The following is a 15,347-nucleotide window of genomic DNA, read 5'->3' as shown; positions in this document are numbered from 1 at the left end:
CATGCGCTGGATACTGCTGATGGTGTTGAGCGTCAGCCTGCCGGCCATGGCCGACCTTGAGTATGCGCTCAAGCCCCGGCAGATCGCCGAAGACACCTGGCTGCTGGAAGGCAGCACGGATAATTTCGCCAAGGCCAACGGCGGCAATATCGTCAACACCGCGTTCATTGTCACCGAGGGCGGAGTCGTAGTCATCGACACCGGGCCGTCCAAGCGCTACGGCGAGGCGATGCGCAAGGCGATTGCCGTGATCACGGATAAGCCGGTGGTTCAGGTGTTCCTGACCCATCATCACCCGGACCATGTGCTCGGCAATCAGGCGTTCGCTGACGTGCCCATCGGCGCACTGGCGGGGACGACTGAGCTGTTGCATCAACAAGGTGATGCGCTGGCCGACAATATGTATCGAATGGTGGGTGACTGGATGCGGGGCACCGAAGTGGTGTTGCCCAATCAGGTCGTGACGCCAGGCGTACGCAGTTTTGGGAATCACGATTTACGCTTGCTGGGCCTGGGTGGGCATACGGGAGCGGATCTGGCTATTCTCGACCAGAGAACCGGCGTGCTGTTTGCCGGGGACCTGGTGTTTTATCAACGGGCCTTGACCACCCCCAACAGCCCCGGGTTGCCTGTGTGGCTGGCGGACATCGCCACCCTGCAAGGCTTGCCCTGGACGCTGATTGTGCCGGGTCACGGCCCCGTGTCCGGCGACCCACAACCCTTCGAGCAAATGCGCGACTACCTGACCTGGCTCGACCAGCTGCTGCAAGCGGGTGCGTTGAATGGCAGCGACATGGCCGAGATGATCCGCAGTCCGATCCCGGAACGTTTCGCCGGGATCACGCTGAGCCGTTATGAATTGATCCGCAGCGTCAGTCATTTGTACCCGCGCTACGAGCGTGGGCAGATGACCCGGGTGGATTCCGCTGCTGCGAAGTAACGCTTGAACGCATTCGACCCGCTACTAAGGGATTAGGAATCTCCATATTGCGGGTAATTGTTGTCGGGGCGACGGCGCCCAAGAATCTGCACTACGCCGGGAAACTCTCCCGCGAATAACAAAAAACCGCAGAGGTAGCCGTCATGACTCAACCCGCACGTCGCCAGCCCTTCGTCTTGAGCCTGCTGCTCAGTGCCATGCTGTTGTCCGGCCAGGCATTGGCCGCCGTCTCTGACCAGGACATTCTCCAGGACCCGAAAAACCCGGAGCAAATCGTCACCAACGGCCTCGGCGTCCAGGGACAACGCTACAGCCCGCTGGATATTCTCAACGTCGACAACGTGAAGGAGTTGCGACCTGCCTGGGCCTTCTCCTTCGGCGGCGAAAAGCAGCGTGGCCAGCAAGCACAGCCGATGATCAAGGACGGCGTGATGTACATGACCGGTTCGTACTCCCGGGTATTCGCGGTCGATGCACGCACCGGCAAGAAACTCTGGCAATACGATGCGCGCCTGCCGGATGACATCCGTCCGTGCTGCGACGTGATCAACCGTGGCGTAGCGCTGTATGGCGACCTGGTGTTCTTTGGCACGCTCGACGCCAAGCTGGTGGCCCTGAACAAAGACACCGGCAAAGTGGTGTGGAGCAAGCAGGTGGCCGACCATAAGGAAGGCTATTCGATCAGCGCCGCGCCCTTGGTGATCAACGGCAAGCTGATTACCGGCGTGGCCGGTGGCGAGTTCGGCGTGGTGGGCAAGATCTCGGCGTACGACCCGAAAAACGGCGACCTGTTGTGGGTCCGCCCGACCGTCGAAGGCCATATGGGCTACGTCTACAAGGACGGCAAGGCCATCGAGAACGGCATCTCCGGCGGTGAAGCCGGCAAGACCTGGCCGGGTGACCTGTGGAAGACCGGCGGTGCCGCCCCGTGGCTTGGCGGCTACTACGACCCGGAAACCAATCTGCTGCTGTTCGGCACCGGCAACCCGGCGCCGTGGAACTCGCATTTGCGTCCTGGCGATAACCTCTACTCGTCGTCGCGCCTGGCGCTCAACCCGGACGACGGCACCATCAAATGGCACTTCCAGAGCACGCCCCATGACGGTTGGGACTATGACGGCGTGAACGAGCTGGTCTCGTTCAACTACACCGAGGGCGGCAAGGAAATCAAAGCGGCGGCCACGGCGGACCGCAACGGTTTCTTCTACGTGCTGGACCGTACCAACGGCAAGTTCATCCGCGGCTTTCCGTTCGTGGACAAGATCACCTGGGCCAGCGGCCTGGATAAAGATGGCCGGCCGATCTACAACGAAGCCAGCCGACCTGGCGCCCCGGGCGCTGACCCCAAGGGCAGTTCAGTCTTTGTAGCGCCTGCGTTCCTCGGCGCGAAAAACTGGATGCCGATGGCCTACAACCGCGACACCGGGCTGTTTTACGTGCCATCCAACGAGTGGGGCATGGACATCTGGAACGAAGGCATCGCCTACAAAAAAGGCGCGGCATTCCTCGGCGCCGGTTTCACCATCAAACCGTTGAACGAAGACTACATCGGCGTGCTGCGCGCCATCGACCCGATAACCGGCAAGGAAGTCTGGCGCCACAAGAACTACGCGCCGCTGTGGGGCGGGGTACTGACCACCAAAGGCAATCTGGTATTCACCGGCACGCCGGAAGGTTTCCTCCAGGCGTTCAATGCCAAGACCGGCGAGAAAGTCTGGGAATTCCAGACCGGTTCCGGCGTACTCGGTTCGCCTGTGACCTGGGAAATGGACGGCGAACAGTACGTGTCTGTCCTCTCCGGCTGGGGCGGCGCCGTACCGTTGTGGGGCGGGGAAGTGGCCAAGCGCATCAAGGACTTCAACCAGGGCGGCATGCTCTGGACCTTCAAGCTGCCGAAGGACCTCGTTGCCAAGCACTAACCCCCCAGTCCACCGCGTAACCCTGTGGAGATGAATTACCTGTGGCGAGGGGGCTTGTCGGAACGCCGCATCGCCCCGTCCGGCTGCGAAGCAGTCGTAATTGCCTGCGCCGCGGTGGGTGCAAAGAATGTAAAGGGCCGCTTCGCGACCCAACGGGGACAAGCCCCCTCGCCACAAAGGTTCACCCAACTCCTATCGGTAAACCTACGACCAATCGCTTGTCGGCACGACAGGCATCGACCCAGACAGAGGCCCACCATGATCTACGCACAACCCGGAACCCCAGGCGCCGTTGTTTCCTTCAAGCCGCGCTATGGCAACTTCATCGGCGGCGAGTTTGTCGCGCCGGTCAATGGCGAATACTTCACCAACACCTCGCCGGTGAACGGTGAGGTGATCGCCGAATTCCCTCGCTCCAGCGCCGCCGACATCGAAAAGGCCCTTGACGCGGCGCACGCCGCTGCGGATGCCTGGGGCAAGACCTCGGCCCAGGACCGTTCGCTGGTGCTGTTGAAAATCGCCGATCGCATCGAACAAAATCTGGAAATCCTCGCGGTCACCGAAACCTGGGACAACGGCAAGGCCGTGCGCGAAACCCTGAACGCCGACGTGCCGTTGGCCGCCGACCATTTCCGTTACTTCGCCGGTTGCATTCGCGCCCAGGAAGGTGGCGCTGCGGAGATCAACGAACTGACCACCGCCTATCACTTTCACGAGCCTCTGGGCGTGGTCGGGCAAATCATTCCGTGGAATTTCCCGCTGCTGATGGCGGCCTGGAAACTCGCCCCGGCCTTGGCCGCCGGTAACTGCATCGTGCTCAAACCGGCCGAGCAGACGCCGCTGTCGATCATGGTCTTCGCCGAACTGATCGCCGATTTGCTGCCGGCGGGCGTGCTGAACATCGTCCAGGGCTTCGGTCGTGAAGCCGGCGAAGCGTTGGCCACCAGCAAGCGCATCGCCAAGATCGCCTTCACCGGTTCCACCCCGGTGGGCGCGCACATCATGCATTGCGCGGCCGAGAACATCATTCCGAGCACCGTCGAGCTGGGCGGCAAGTCGCCGAACATCTTCTTCGAAGACATCATGAACGCCGAGCCACAGTTCATCGAAAAAGCCGCCGAAGGCCTGGTGCTCGCGTTCTTCAACCAAGGCGAAGTCTGCACCTGCCCATCGCGGGCGCTGGTGCAAGAGTCGATCTATGAACCGTTCATGGCCGAGGTGATGAAGAAGATCGTCAAGATCAAGCGCGGCAACCCGCTGGACACCGAAACCATGGTTGGCGCCCAGGCGTCGGAGCAGCAATACGACAAGATCCTCTCGTACCTGAAAATCGCTCAGGAGGAGGGGGCTGAACTCCTCACCGGTGGCGCCGCCGAGCGGCTTGAAGGTGACTTGTCCAGCGGCTATTACATCCAGCCGACGCTGCTCAAGGGCCACAACAAGATGCGCGTGTTCCAGGAGGAAATCTTCGGCCCGGTGGTGGGCGTCACCACCTTCAAGGACGAAGCAGAAGCGCTGGCGATTGCCAACGACAGCGAGTTCGGCCTCGGTGCCGGCCTCTGGACCCGCGACATCAACCGCGCCTACCGCATGGGCCGGGCGATCAAGGCCGGGCGCGTGTGGACCAACTGCTACCACCTGTACCCGGCGCACGCGGCGTTCGGTGGCTACAAGAAGTCCGGCGTCGGTCGGGAAAACCACAAGATGATGCTCGATCACTACCAGCAGACCAAAAACCTGTTGGTCAGCTACGACATCAATCCGCTGGGGTTCTTCTAGCCCTCGGAATTACCGCAACTCCCTGTGGGAGCGGGCTTGCTCGCGAAGACGGCATGACATTCAACACATTCGTTGACTGACAGACCGCTTTCGCGAGCAAGCCCGCTCCCACATTGATCTTGGACGTACTGGAATATCGCGTAGCACCCCCTACCAACGCACCCCGCATTCTCCTTCGAAAGTAGCATTCGGGCGCTCGTCGCCCCGTGCATTAATGGTTTTACCGGAATCGCCCGGCACAAGAAGAGGATTGACCCATGTGGAATAAACCCGCGTTTACCGATCTGCGCATTGGCTTCGAAGTGACGATGTATTTCGCCAACCGTTGATTGCTCACCCGGCCAGCCGTCGGGTTGGCCGGGCCTGCCTTTGGGAGCCTCATTCATGCACATTCGCGTTCTCGGCTCCGCTGCGGGTGGTGGTTTCCCGCAGTGGAATTGCAACTGCCGCCAGTGCGCCGGGATGCGCAATGCCAGCCTGCGGGCACAACCGCGCACCCAGTCCTCGATTGTCCTGAGCGACAACGGTGTGGATTGGGTGCTGTGCAATGCCTCGCCAGACATTCGTGCGCAACTCGCCAGTTTTCCGCTGTTGCAGCCGGCTCGCCAGTTGCGTGACAGCGCCATCGCCGGCGTCGTGCTGCTCGACAGCCAGATCGATCACTGCACCGGCCTGCTGAGCCTGCGCGAAGGCTGTCCGCATGCCGTCTGGTGTACCGAACGGGTTCACCAGGACCTGAGCAGCGGCTTCCCGCTGTTCAACATGCTGCGCCACTGGAACGGTGGGTTGCAGTGGCAACCGATCGGCCTGGATCGTCAGCCGTTCAGCATTCCTGCCTGCCAGCACTTGCGATGGCGTGCGATCCCCCTGGTGAGCAACGCCCCACCGTACTCGCCCAACCGCGGCCATCCGCAACCGGGCGACACCATTGGCTTGTTCATTGAGGATCGACGCAGCGGCGCATCGCTGTTCTACGCGCCGGGGCTGGGGCAAGTCGATGACGAAGTGCTGGGCTGGATGCAGCGTGCCGATTGCCTGCTGCTGGACGGCACTTTGTGGCGTGACGATGAGATGCGCGTCTGCGAAGTCGGCCAGAGCCTGGGCAGCGAAATGGGGCACCTGTCGCAAAGCGGTCCGGGCGGCATGCTTGAGATCCTCGAAGGGTTTACCCGCCAGCGCAAGGTGCTGATCCACATCAACAACACCAACCCGATCCTCGATGAAGACTCGGCAGAGCGCGCCTTGCTGGAACGGCGCGGGATTGAAGTGGCGTTTGACGGCATGAGTATTGAGCTGTAGCGGATGGCCCCATCGCGGGCAAGCCACGCTCCCACAGGTTCACGCGATCAACTGTGGGAGCGTGGCTTGCCCGCGAAGGGGCCAGACCCGACACCGCAAATCCATCGGAGACCCGCAATGACCAGCCCCGCAATGACCCCCAGCGAATTCGAAGCCGCTCTGCGCGCCAAAGGCGCCTACTACCACATCCATCACCCCTTCCACCAAGCCATGTACGCCGGCCGCGCGAGCCGCGAGCAGATTCAGGGCTGGGTCGCCAATCGTTTCTATTACCAGGTGAACATTCCGCTCAAGGATGCCGCGATCCTCGCCAACTGCCCGGACCGCGACGTGCGCCGTGAGTGGTTGCAACGGATTCTCGACCACGACGGCGTGCCCGGCAGTGAAGGCGGCATCGAAGCCTGGCTGCGCCTGGGCGAAGCGGTGGGGCTGGATCGCGAACAGATTCTGTCCCAGGAGCGGGTGCTGCCCGGCGTGAGGTTTGCCGTCGATGCCTATGTCAATTTCGCCCGTCGTGCCTGCTGGCAGGAAGCGGCGAGCAGTTCGCTGACCGAGCTGTTTGCCCCGCAGATCCATCAGTCCCGACTCGACGCCTGGCCGACGCATTACCCGTGGATCGACGTTGCCGGTTATGACTATTTTCGCAACCGTTTGAGTCAGGCCCGGCGCGATGTGGAGCACGGCTTGCGCATTACCCTGGCGCACTACGTCACGCGCGAGGCACAGCAACGCATGCTCGAGATCCTGCAATTCAAACTCGACGTGCTGTGGAGCATGCTCGACGCCATGAGCATGGCCTACGAGCTGGAGCGCCCGCCTTATCACACCGTCACGGCCGATAAAGTCTGGCACCGGGGGATTGCCCTGTGAGCCTGATCCATCGCGAGTGGTTGCCGTCGTTGCGGAGAATGTGCTGGCATTCCTGGAGGTTGGCCCATGCGCCATTCTAAATTGAATGATTCACCCGTCGGCCCACCGCTGTGGCTGTTGGCGGAGCTGACCTACCGCTGCCCGCTGCAATGCCCGTATTGTTCCAACCCGCTGGATTTCGCCCGGCACGGCGAGGAGCTGAGCACCGAGGAGTGGATTCGGGTGTTTCGCGAGGCCCGCGAAATGGGTGCCGCGCAATTGGGTTTTTCCGGCGGTGAGCCATTGGTGCGACAGGACCTGGCCGAATTGATCAAAGCCGCGCGAGACATGGGTTACTACACCAATCTGATCACCTCGGGCATCGGCTTGACCGAGCAGAAAGTCCGCGACTTCAAGGTGGCCGGTCTGGACCATATCCAGATCAGCTTTCAGGCGGCCGACGAAGCGGTCAACAACATGCTCGCCGGCTCCCGCAAGGCCTTCGCCCAGAAGCTGGCGATGGCCCGCGCGGTAAAAGCCCAGGGGTATCCCATGGTGCTGAACTTCGTCACCCATCGGCACAACATTGACCAGATCGCACAGATCATCGACTTGTGCCTGGCGCTGGAAGCCGATTTTGTCGAATTGGCCACGTGCCAATTCTACGGTTGGGCCGAACTCAATCGCGTCGGCCTGCTGCCAACCCGCGAACAACTGCAGCGCGCCGAGCGCATCACCAACGAATATCGCGCGCGGCTTGAGGCCCAGGGCCACCCGTGCAAGCTGATCTTTGTCACCCCGGATTATTACGAAGAGCGCCCCAAGACCTGCATGAACGGTTGGGCCAATCTGTTTCTCGACATCACCCCGGACGGTACCGCGCTGCCTTGCCACAGCGCCCGCCAGTTGCCGGTGCAGTTTCCCAACGTGCGCGAGCACAGCATTGAGCACATCTGGACCGATTCGTTTGGCTTCAACCGTTTTCGTGGCGATGACTGGATGAAAGAGCCGTGCCGCTCCTGTGATGAAAAGCACAAGGATCTGGGCGGCTGCCGCTGCCAGGCGTTCATGCTCACCGGCGATGCCGCCAATGCCGACCCGGTGTGCAGCAAGTCGCCGCACCATGGCGTGATCCTCAAGGCCCGGGAAGAAGCCGACGCGCCGGGGCAGGGCATGGAACACCTGACGTTGCGCAACGAAAAGGCTTCACAACTGATTTATCGCGGGTAGTCGCCCTACCACAGATCAAATGTGGGAGCGGGCTTGCTCGCGAAGACGGTGGATCAGGCGATGCCTATGTTGAATGTACCGGCCTCTTCGCGAGCAAGCCCGCTCCCACATTTGATCTGTGGTAGGCACAAGATCTTGCTACCCATTGGTCTGATTGCATTCGCAGCCGGATGGTTTAGTGTGGGTTCTATCTTCCAAAACAATAAAAACAGGCTTTCCAATGAGCCAGAGTCTCAGCCAGCTGCGTAAGTTCGTGTCTCCAGAAATCATCTTCGGTGCCGGCTGTCGGCACAACGTCGGTAATTGCGCCAAGACCTTCGGTGCCCGCAAAGTCCTGGTGGTCAGCGACCCCGGGGTGATTGCCGCCGGGTGGGTTGCCGATGTCGAGGCCAGCCTGCAAGCCTTGGGTATCGATTACTTCCTATACAGCGATGTCTCGCCCAACCCGCGGGTCGAAGAAGTAATGCTCGGCGCCGAGCTGTACCGGGAAAACCATTGCGACGTGATCGTCGCCGTCGGCGGTGGCAGCCCGATGGATTGCGGCAAAGGCATCGGCATTGTCGTTGCGCACGGACGCAGCATTCTCGAATTCGAAGGCGTGGACACCATCCGCGTGCCCAGCCCACCCCTGATCCTGATTCCGACCACCGCCGGCACGTCGGCTGATGTGTCGCAGTTCGTGATCATTTCCAACCAGCAAGAACGCATGAAGTTTTCCATCGTCAGCAAAGCGGTGGTGCCGGACGTCTCGCTGATCGACCCGGAAACGACCCTGAGCATGGACCCGTTCCTGTCGGCGTGTACCGGCATCGACGCACTGGTGCACGCCATCGAAGCCTTTGTCTCCACCGGCCACGGGCCACTGACTGATCCCCATGCACTGGAAGCGATGCGGTTGATCAACGGCAACCTGGTGCAAATGATTGCCAACCCCACGGACATCGCCCTGCGCGAGAAGATCATGCTGGGCAGCATGCAAGCCGGGCTGGCGTTCTCCAACGCGATTCTCGGCGCTGTGCACGCGATGTCCCACAGCCTGGGCGGGTTTCTCGATCTGCCCCATGGCCTGTGCAACGCGGTGTTGGTGGAGCATGTGGTGGCGTTCAATTACAGCTCGGCGCCGGATCGCTTCAAGGTGATCGCCGAGACGTTCGGCATCGATTGCCGCGGCCTGAACCACCGGCAGATCTGCGGTCGGCTGGTGGAGCACCTGATTGCGCTCAAACACGCAATCGGCTTCCACGAGACCCTTGGTTTGCACGGGGTCAGTACGGCGGACATTCCGTTCCTGTCGCAACACGCCATGCACGACCCGTGCATCCTGACCAATCCGCGCGAATCGAGTCAGCGTGATGTCGAGGTCGTCTATGGCGAAGCCCTCTGACGATCAGCAACGGGCACTGGCGGGGTTACTCGGGTTAGGCAGCCATTCGGCGCGCAAGAGCCATTACCCGGAACTGGCCGCGCGGCTCGACGAACTGGAAGCCGAGCGTAATCGCTACAAATGGCTGTTCGAAAACGCGGTCCAGGGGATTTTTCAGGCCAGCCTGCAAGAAGGCATGCGGGCCGCCAACCCGGCATTGGCGCACATGCTCGGCTATCAGGACCCGCAAGAGGTGCTGTTTTCCCTGGCGGACCTGGCCAGCAACCTGTTTGTCGGCGGGGCCAGTGAGCTGGAAAACATCGGCGAAATCCTCAAGCATCAACGCAGCCTGCACGGGTATGAAACCCAGTTGCGGCGCAAGGACGGCAGCAGCCTCGATGTATTGATGAACCTGTTGCTCAAGCCCGATCAGGAAGGCCTGGTTGAGGGGTTTGTCGCCGACATCACCGAGCGCAAACAAGCCCAGCAGCGTCTGCAGCAACTCAACGACGAACTGGAGCAGCGGGTCGCCGCGCGCACCGATGAGTTACTGGAAGCCAACCGCAATCTGCAGCAGCAAATCACCCAGCGCAAGCAGATCGCCGAAGCCTTGCGCGATGCCCGCGACGCCGCCGAGGCCGCCAATCGCAGCAAGGACAAATACCTCGCGGCGGCCAGTCACGACCTGCTGCAACCGCTTAACGCCGCACGTCTGCTGATCTCGACGTTGCGTGAACGAAAACTGCCCGACGTTGAACAAGTCCTGGTCGAACGTACCCATCAGGCGCTGGAAGGGGCGGAAGACCTGCTCACGGATTTGCTGGATATTTCCCGGCTCGATCAGGCTGCGGTGAAACCCGACGTTGCTCTTTATCGTCTCGACGAGTTGCTCGGGCCGCTGGTGTCCGAATTTCAGTCGGTCGCCGAGGCGGCAGGATTGAACCTGCGCGTGCATGTGGGCGATTACGCCATCAGCACCGACCTGCGCCTGATGACGCGCATCCTGCGTAACTTCCTCAGTAACGCCTGCCGCTACACCGACGAGGGCAGCATCCTGCTGGGCGCCAGGCGCCGCGGCGAGATGCTGCGCCTGGAGGTCTGGGACACCGGGCGTGGCATCGCCGCGGACCGCCTGGATTCGATTTTCCTGGAGTTCAACCAACTAGACGTCGGACGCGCCGCCGACCGCAAAGGCGTGGGGTTGGGGCTGGCCATCGTTGAGCGCATCGGCAAGATTCTCGGTTATCGGATTGGGGTTAAATCGGTGCCGGGACGGGGTTCGATGTTCAGCATCGACGTACCGATTTCCCATGAGGTTCCGCTGCCGATCAGTCAGGCCGTGCCTCAATTGACCACGGGCAATCCCTTGCCGGGCCGACGACTGCTGGTGCTGGACAACGAAGTCAGCATTCTCGAGAGCATGAGCGCGCTGCTCGGGCAGTGGGGGTGCGAGGTGGTCACGGCCACGGATGAATCCTCGGCGCTGGCGGCGCTGCGTGGGCAAGCCCCGGAACTGATCCTGGCGGACTATCACCTCGATCATGGCGTGGTGGGCTGCGATGTGGTCAGGCATTTGCGTGAGCATTACGGCCAGGTGATTCCGGCGGTAATCATCACGGCGGACCGCACGGATCAGTGTCGACGCTCGTTGCAGCGACTCGGCGCGCCGCTGCTGAACAAACCGGTGAAACCCGGCAAGCTGCGTGCGGCGCTGAGTCAGATGCTTGGCGTTATCTGAGCGCTCGATACTGCAGGCTGAACCCAAGCTCCGCCGACTGACCTTGCTCCAGCAACTGCAACCCTGGCCGACCGGGCAGGTGATGTGCGTTGACCGGATGGCTCACCGGTTCGATGCAGAAAAACTCCAGACCGACCGGGCAGTAAAGCAGGTAGTAATCGCTGCCGGTGGCCTGACATTCCAGCGCATACCCGAGGTCAGGTTGCTGGATCAGGCAATGGCCGTCCCAGTGGCAGAAACCATTGTCGACCAGTGAGGAGGGTAAGGCGCTTAACTGACGGAAATCCCAGTCGGCGGGCAGCTCGATCAACTCAGTCGGCAGTTTCGAGCCATCGCATAACCACACTTTCTCGGCCTTGGCCTGTAGCTGCGTGTTCGCCGTGCGCGGAAAGTAGGGGTGCAAACCGAGGCCATGCCACGCGGCGCGGTCGGCCAGGTGGGTGATCTGTAATTCGATGCTCAACTGACCCTTGCTCAGATGAAACCGTTGCCGGGCGCGATAGGCGAACGGGGTGCTGCTGTCGAGTTGCAGGATCACTTCGTTGGTTGAGTGCGTCACCACTTGCCACGGTTGCTGCCAGGCGCTGCCGTGGATGGGAAGGGGATCGGTGAGGCTGTTGGGTGTCAACGCCAGCCAGCCCTCGGGGCATTCGAAACCGCCCTCGGCGATGCGGTTGGACCATGGCGCCAGGGGATAGCAACCGAGTTTGCCCGGCAGGCCAGTGTTCAGTGCATGGGCGTCATTGTGACGGAGCAGCGGTTGGCCGGTGCTGCGAACCGTCCAGTTGACGAGGCTGCCGCCGAGCTCGGGGGCGAGGGTCAGGTGGGTCAGTTCGTCTTCGAGTTCGAGAAGTGTTGGCGTCATCTAAATGGGCTCATGCGTTGAACTGCGGTTCCGGCAACCCGGCAACACCCGGATCGAGGGCAAACACGCCACCGGCCAGGGACTGTTCATCATGGTCGTCACCGGGGCGGATCGAGGTCACAAACAGCGTGTCCAGGCGGCTGCCACCGAAGGCGCACATGCTGGGTTTTTTCACCGGGACGGCGAGGGAGCGATCCAGTCGGCCGTCAGGGGTAAAGCGGTGAATCAACCCAGCGTCATTACCGCAGATCCAGTAGCAACCCTCGGCATCCACCGCCGCACCATCAGGGCGACCTGGGAACTGATTCATGTCGACAAACAGCCGCCGATTGGACGGTGTGCCGCTGTCGATATCGTAGTCAAAGGCCCAGATTTTCTGAACGTGGGGATGCGAGTCGGACAGATACATCGTCCGCCCATCCGGGCTGAAACCCAGGCCGTTCGGAACGATAAACCCACCCAGTCGTGCCTCAATTGGCCCGCGTTGACCGGCGCTGTAGCGGTAAAGCGCGCCGTCGGCCGCGTTGGCGCCCATGTTCAACACCATGCTGCCCGCCCAGAAACGTCCCTGACGGTCGCAACGACCATCGTTCAGGCGCATGTCCGTGCGGGCGTGATCGACGTGGGCGAGCAATTGACTGTCGAGGCTGCCGTCAGCATGAGGGTGCAGATGGAAAAAACCGCTTTCCATCCCGGCCACCCAGCCACCGTCGCGGTGGCGGGTGATGCACGCGAGCATCTCTGGCGCGGTCCACGTATTGACTTGCCCGCTGGCGGCACTCCAGCGGTGCAGGGCCCCGGCAGGAATATCGACCCAGTCCAGGGCGTTTTCCTCAGGCACCCACACCGGGCACTCACCGACAGCGTTACGGGCATCGACAATCAATTCGGCTTGCATGGCCACTCATTCCCTTGGTTTTGTGTGGTTGGGGGTCAGTCGCCGAACGGGCCCGACGCGACAAACGCACCACCCTGGTAAACCATCGCCGGGTCATCAGCGGCCGGCATCGGTTGGGTTTCGATTTTTTCGCGGAATACTTCGGAGTTGTCCTGTGGTTGATAACCCAGCCCGGATGCGAAACGGTTGTCCCACCAAACGTTTTTGTTGTCGGACACGCCATACACCACGGTGTGGCCGACATTCGGGGCGTACAAGGCGCATTCCAGCAATTGGGTCAGGTCGCCGAAGCTCAGCCACGTGCTCATCATGCGGCGGTTTTGCGGTTCCGGGAACGAGGAGCCGATACGCACGCTGACGGTCTCGATGCCGTAGCGATCGAAGTAAAAACTGGCCATGTCTTCGCCGTAGGACTTGGACAAACCGTAGTAGCTGTCCGGGCGACGTGGGGAGTGGGCGTCGATGACCTGGTCTTGCTTGTAGAATCCGATGACGTGGTTGGAGCTGGCGAAGATCACGCGCTTCACACCGTGGCGGCGCGCGGCTTCATAGATGTGGAACACGCCGCAGATGTTGGCACCGAGGATCTGCTCGAACGAGTGCTCGGTCGACACGCCGCCAAAGTGCAGGATCGCATCCACGCCTTCGACCAATTGATGCACGGCTTGCTTGTCTGCCAGGTCGCACGGCACGATTTCTTCGCGGTCATCGATTGCTGGAGCGAGTTCGGCGATGTCCGACAGGCGAATCACATTGGCATAGGGGCGCAGGGTTTCGCGCAAGACTTTACCCAGGCCACCGGCGGCACCGGTCAGCAGCAGGCGATTGAAAGGGAGGCGGGTGGTTGTAGTAGTCATGGGAATCCTGGACAAACAGTTGTTGTTATCGAATCGTTGTAGGTTGTCGTACGACTTTGCTGAAGTATCGTAAGGCTCTCCGGGTCTTGTCAACGCGACATTGGTTGAAATGGACGGAGGGTCAATTCCTGATTGGAAAACAATCCTTGTAGGAGTGAGCCTGCTCGCGATAGCGGTGGATCAGTCAACCAAAGTGCTGATTGAAAGATAGCTATCGCGAGCAGGCTCACTCCTACAGGGGCAGTGTTACAACAGCGAAATCGGATAGTTGATGAAAATACGGTTCTCATCGAATTCGTTGGTGCTGAAGCTCTTGCGGATGCTCGCATTACGCCATTTGACGTTGAGGTTTTTCAACGGACCGCTTTGCACCGTGTAGGCCAGTTCCGATTCACGACCCCATTCCGTGCCGTCGGTGATGGTGCCGGTGTGCACGTTATCACCGCTGATGTAGCGGTTCATCATCGTCAGGCCGGGAACGCCGAGGGCGACGAAGTTGTAGTCGTGGCGCACCTGCCAGGATTTTTCCTTGGCGTTATCGTAGCTGGAGTTGTAGCTGTCGTTGGCCAGGGTGCCGCCGCTGGTGCCGTTGACGCGCATCCATTGATCGTCGCCGGTGAGTTTTTGCAGGCCGACGTAGAAGGTGTTGCCGCCGTATTTGGCCGAGAGCATGGCGAACGCGGTTTTGTTGTCGAGGTCGCCGGCCAGGGCGCTGCCGTCTTCCTTGCCGGTGAAGTAGCCAAGGTTGGCACCGAGGGTCCAGTCGCCGATCGGCTGGCTGTGGCTCAGGTTGAAATACTGTTGCTGGTAGATGTCGCTGAGTTCGGCGTACCAGACACCGACCTGGGTGCGTTTGTCGTTGAACGTGTATTCGCCGCCGCCGAAGTTGAAACGGTCCGAGGTGATGGCCGCCGATTTGCCGTTCATGAACATGTCTTCCATGCTCGCATCGTTGCGCGGGCTGTTCTGCTGGAACTGACCGCCGTAGAGCGTCAGGCCGCTGATTTCAGTGGAGGTCAGCTGACCGCCGCGGAAGGTTTGCGGCAGGGAACGGCCATCGTCGGAACGCAGGATCGGCAGCACCGGCATCCATTCGCCGACCTTGACTTCGGTCTTCGAGATTTTGCCTTTGAGCGCCACACCCAAGCGGCCGAAGTTGTCGGCCGGGCGGCCATCGCTGTGGATCGGCAGCAGTTGCGTACCACCGGTGCCCTTGCCGCCGTCAAGTTTTTGCGAGTACAGACCGAGCACATCCACACCAAAACCGACGAAGCCTTGGGTGAATCCTGATTTGGCGTCGAGGATGAAGTTTTGCGTCCACTCTTCAGCCTTGCCCTGCGGATACGCCGGGTTGGTGTAGTTGCGGTTGAAGTAGGCGTTGCGCAGGTTCAACGTGGCCTTGGCGTCGTCGGTGAAACCTTCGGCATGGCCGGCCATCGGCAGGGCGAGGGCCAGGCCGCTGCAACCAATGAGGCTCAGGGCATGACGGCGTTTGAAAATCGGATTGGGGGTGCGGGCGGACGAATTGCGGACGAGCTTGCTCACAGTGACGCTCCCTTGCTTCTTGTTGTTTTTATTTTTGTTATACGTCGTCGTACAACATTGGCGGC

Annotated in this window: 13 protein-coding genes; 9 read left to right on the top strand and 4 right to left on the bottom strand. The window is 61.1% G+C overall.

What is annotated here, in order from left to right:
• Nucleotide 1: 1 nt before the first annotated feature.
• From BK660_RS25810 to BK660_RS25765, 9 genes are all read left to right on the top strand, one after another.
• Nucleotides 2-940, top strand: a complete 939-nt coding sequence (locus BK660_RS25810) for a quinoprotein relay system zinc metallohydrolase 1 (protein WP_123435693.1) — start codon at nt 2-4, stop codon at nt 938-940.
• Nucleotides 941-1,083: 143 nt separating this feature from the next.
• The gene (locus BK660_RS25805; RefSeq protein ID WP_123435692.1) at nt 1,084-2,859 is read left to right on the top strand and encodes a PQQ-dependent methanol/ethanol family dehydrogenase; all 1,776 of its coding nucleotides are present in this window, start codon (nt 1,084-1,086) and stop codon (nt 2,857-2,859) included.
• A gap of 258 nt (nt 2,860-3,117) precedes the next feature.
• Nucleotides 3,118-4,638, top strand: a complete 1,521-nt coding sequence (gene exaC / locus BK660_RS25800; RefSeq protein WP_123435691.1) for an acetaldehyde dehydrogenase ExaC — start codon at nt 3,118-3,120, stop codon at nt 4,636-4,638.
• A gap of 257 nt (nt 4,639-4,895) precedes the next feature.
• Nucleotides 4,896-4,967, top strand: coding sequence for a pyrroloquinoline quinone precursor peptide PqqA (gene pqqA, locus BK660_RS25790; protein WP_010455123.1), 72 nt, complete (start codon nt 4,896-4,898; stop codon nt 4,965-4,967).
• 55 nt (nt 4,968-5,022) lie between these two features.
• On the top strand, nt 5,023-5,937 hold the full coding sequence (pqqB, locus tag BK660_RS25785) for a pyrroloquinoline quinone biosynthesis protein PqqB (RefSeq protein WP_123435689.1): 915 nt from the start codon (nt 5,023-5,025) through the stop codon (nt 5,935-5,937).
• Between the two features lie 117 nt (nt 5,938-6,054).
• Nucleotides 6,055-6,807: a pyrroloquinoline-quinone synthase PqqC gene (gene pqqC, locus BK660_RS25780; RefSeq protein ID WP_123435688.1), complete on the top strand. Its 753-nt coding sequence runs from the start codon at nt 6,055-6,057 to the stop codon at nt 6,805-6,807.
• A gap of 66 nt (nt 6,808-6,873) precedes the next feature.
• Nucleotides 6,874-8,016, top strand: coding sequence for a pyrroloquinoline quinone biosynthesis protein PqqE (gene pqqE, locus BK660_RS25775; RefSeq protein WP_123435687.1), 1,143 nt, complete (start codon nt 6,874-6,876; stop codon nt 8,014-8,016).
• Nucleotides 8,017-8,236: 220 nt separating this feature from the next.
• A complete protein-coding gene (ercA, locus tag BK660_RS25770; RefSeq protein ID WP_123435686.1) occupies nt 8,237-9,400 on the top strand; it encodes an alcohol dehydrogenase-like regulatory protein ErcA in 1,164 nt (387 codons plus the stop codon).
• Complete coding sequence (locus BK660_RS25765; RefSeq protein ID WP_123435685.1) at nt 9,384-11,117, top strand: PAS domain-containing hybrid sensor histidine kinase/response regulator; 1,734 nt, start codon at nt 9,384-9,386, stop codon at nt 11,115-11,117. The genes ercA and BK660_RS25765 overlap by 17 nt, the downstream gene beginning before the upstream one ends.
• Here the strand turns inward: BK660_RS25765 and BK660_RS25760 are convergent.
• The 4 genes from BK660_RS25760 to BK660_RS25740 all read right to left on the bottom strand — a co-directional run bounded on the left by BK660_RS25760 (nt 11,110) and on the right by BK660_RS25740 (nt 15,282).
• Nucleotides 11,110-11,982: an aldose 1-epimerase gene (locus tag BK660_RS25760; protein WP_123435684.1), complete on the bottom strand. Its 873-nt coding sequence runs from the start codon at nt 11,980-11,982 to the stop codon at nt 11,110-11,112. The genes BK660_RS25765 and BK660_RS25760 overlap by 8 nt on opposite strands.
• 10 nt (nt 11,983-11,992) lie before the next feature.
• Nucleotides 11,993-12,880, bottom strand: a complete 888-nt coding sequence (locus BK660_RS25755; RefSeq protein ID WP_123435683.1) for an SMP-30/gluconolactonase/LRE family protein — start codon at nt 12,878-12,880, stop codon at nt 11,993-11,995.
• Nucleotides 12,881-12,915: 35 nt separating this feature from the next.
• Complete coding sequence (locus tag BK660_RS25750; protein WP_123435682.1) at nt 12,916-13,737, bottom strand: NAD-dependent epimerase/dehydratase family protein; 822 nt, start codon at nt 13,735-13,737, stop codon at nt 12,916-12,918.
• A gap of 246 nt (nt 13,738-13,983) precedes the next feature.
• Nucleotides 13,984-15,282 carry an OprD family porin gene (locus BK660_RS25740; protein ID WP_123435680.1) on the bottom strand — a complete coding sequence of 433 codons (1,299 nt, stop codon included), beginning with the start codon at nt 15,280-15,282 and terminating at the stop codon, nt 13,984-13,986.
• Between the last annotated feature and the right edge of the window lie 65 nt (nt 15,283-15,347).

Source organism: Pseudomonas brassicacearum (assembly GCF_003732265.1).
GTDB lineage: Bacteria > Pseudomonadota > Gammaproteobacteria > Pseudomonadales > Pseudomonadaceae > Aquipseudomonas > Aquipseudomonas brassicacearum_D.
This window is presented reverse-complemented; position numbering and strand designations above follow the sequence as displayed.

Bases quoted from the DNA above. Each gene is read 5' to 3' on its own strand.
- BK660_RS25750 (WP_123435682.1), bottom strand. From the start codon at position 13,737: ATGACTACTACAACCACCCGCCTCCCTTTCAATCGCCTGCTGCTGACC.
- BK660_RS25805 (WP_123435692.1), top strand. From the start codon at position 1,084: ATGACTCAACCCGCACGTCGCCAGCCCTTCGTCTTGAGCCTGCTGCTC.
- ercA (WP_123435686.1), top strand. From the start codon at position 8,237: ATGAGCCAGAGTCTCAGCCAGCTGCGTAAGTTCGTGTCTCCAGAAATC.
- BK660_RS25765 (WP_123435685.1), top strand. From the start codon at position 9,384: ATGGCGAAGCCCTCTGACGATCAGCAACGGGCACTGGCGGGGTTACTC.
- exaC (WP_123435691.1), top strand. From the start codon at position 3,118: ATGATCTACGCACAACCCGGAACCCCAGGCGCCGTTGTTTCCTTCAAG.
- BK660_RS25760 (WP_123435684.1), bottom strand. From the start codon at position 11,982: ATGACGCCAACACTTCTCGAACTCGAAGACGAACTGACCCACCTGACC.
- BK660_RS25810 (WP_123435693.1), top strand. From the start codon at position 2: ATGCGCTGGATACTGCTGATGGTGTTGAGCGTCAGCCTGCCGGCCATG.
- BK660_RS25755 (WP_123435683.1), bottom strand. From the start codon at position 12,880: ATGCAAGCCGAATTGATTGTCGATGCCCGTAACGCTGTCGGTGAGTGC.
- pqqE (WP_123435687.1), top strand. From the start codon at position 6,874: ATGCGCCATTCTAAATTGAATGATTCACCCGTCGGCCCACCGCTGTGG.
- pqqB (WP_123435689.1), top strand. From the start codon at position 5,023: ATGCACATTCGCGTTCTCGGCTCCGCTGCGGGTGGTGGTTTCCCGCAG.
- pqqC (WP_123435688.1), top strand. From the start codon at position 6,055: ATGACCAGCCCCGCAATGACCCCCAGCGAATTCGAAGCCGCTCTGCGC.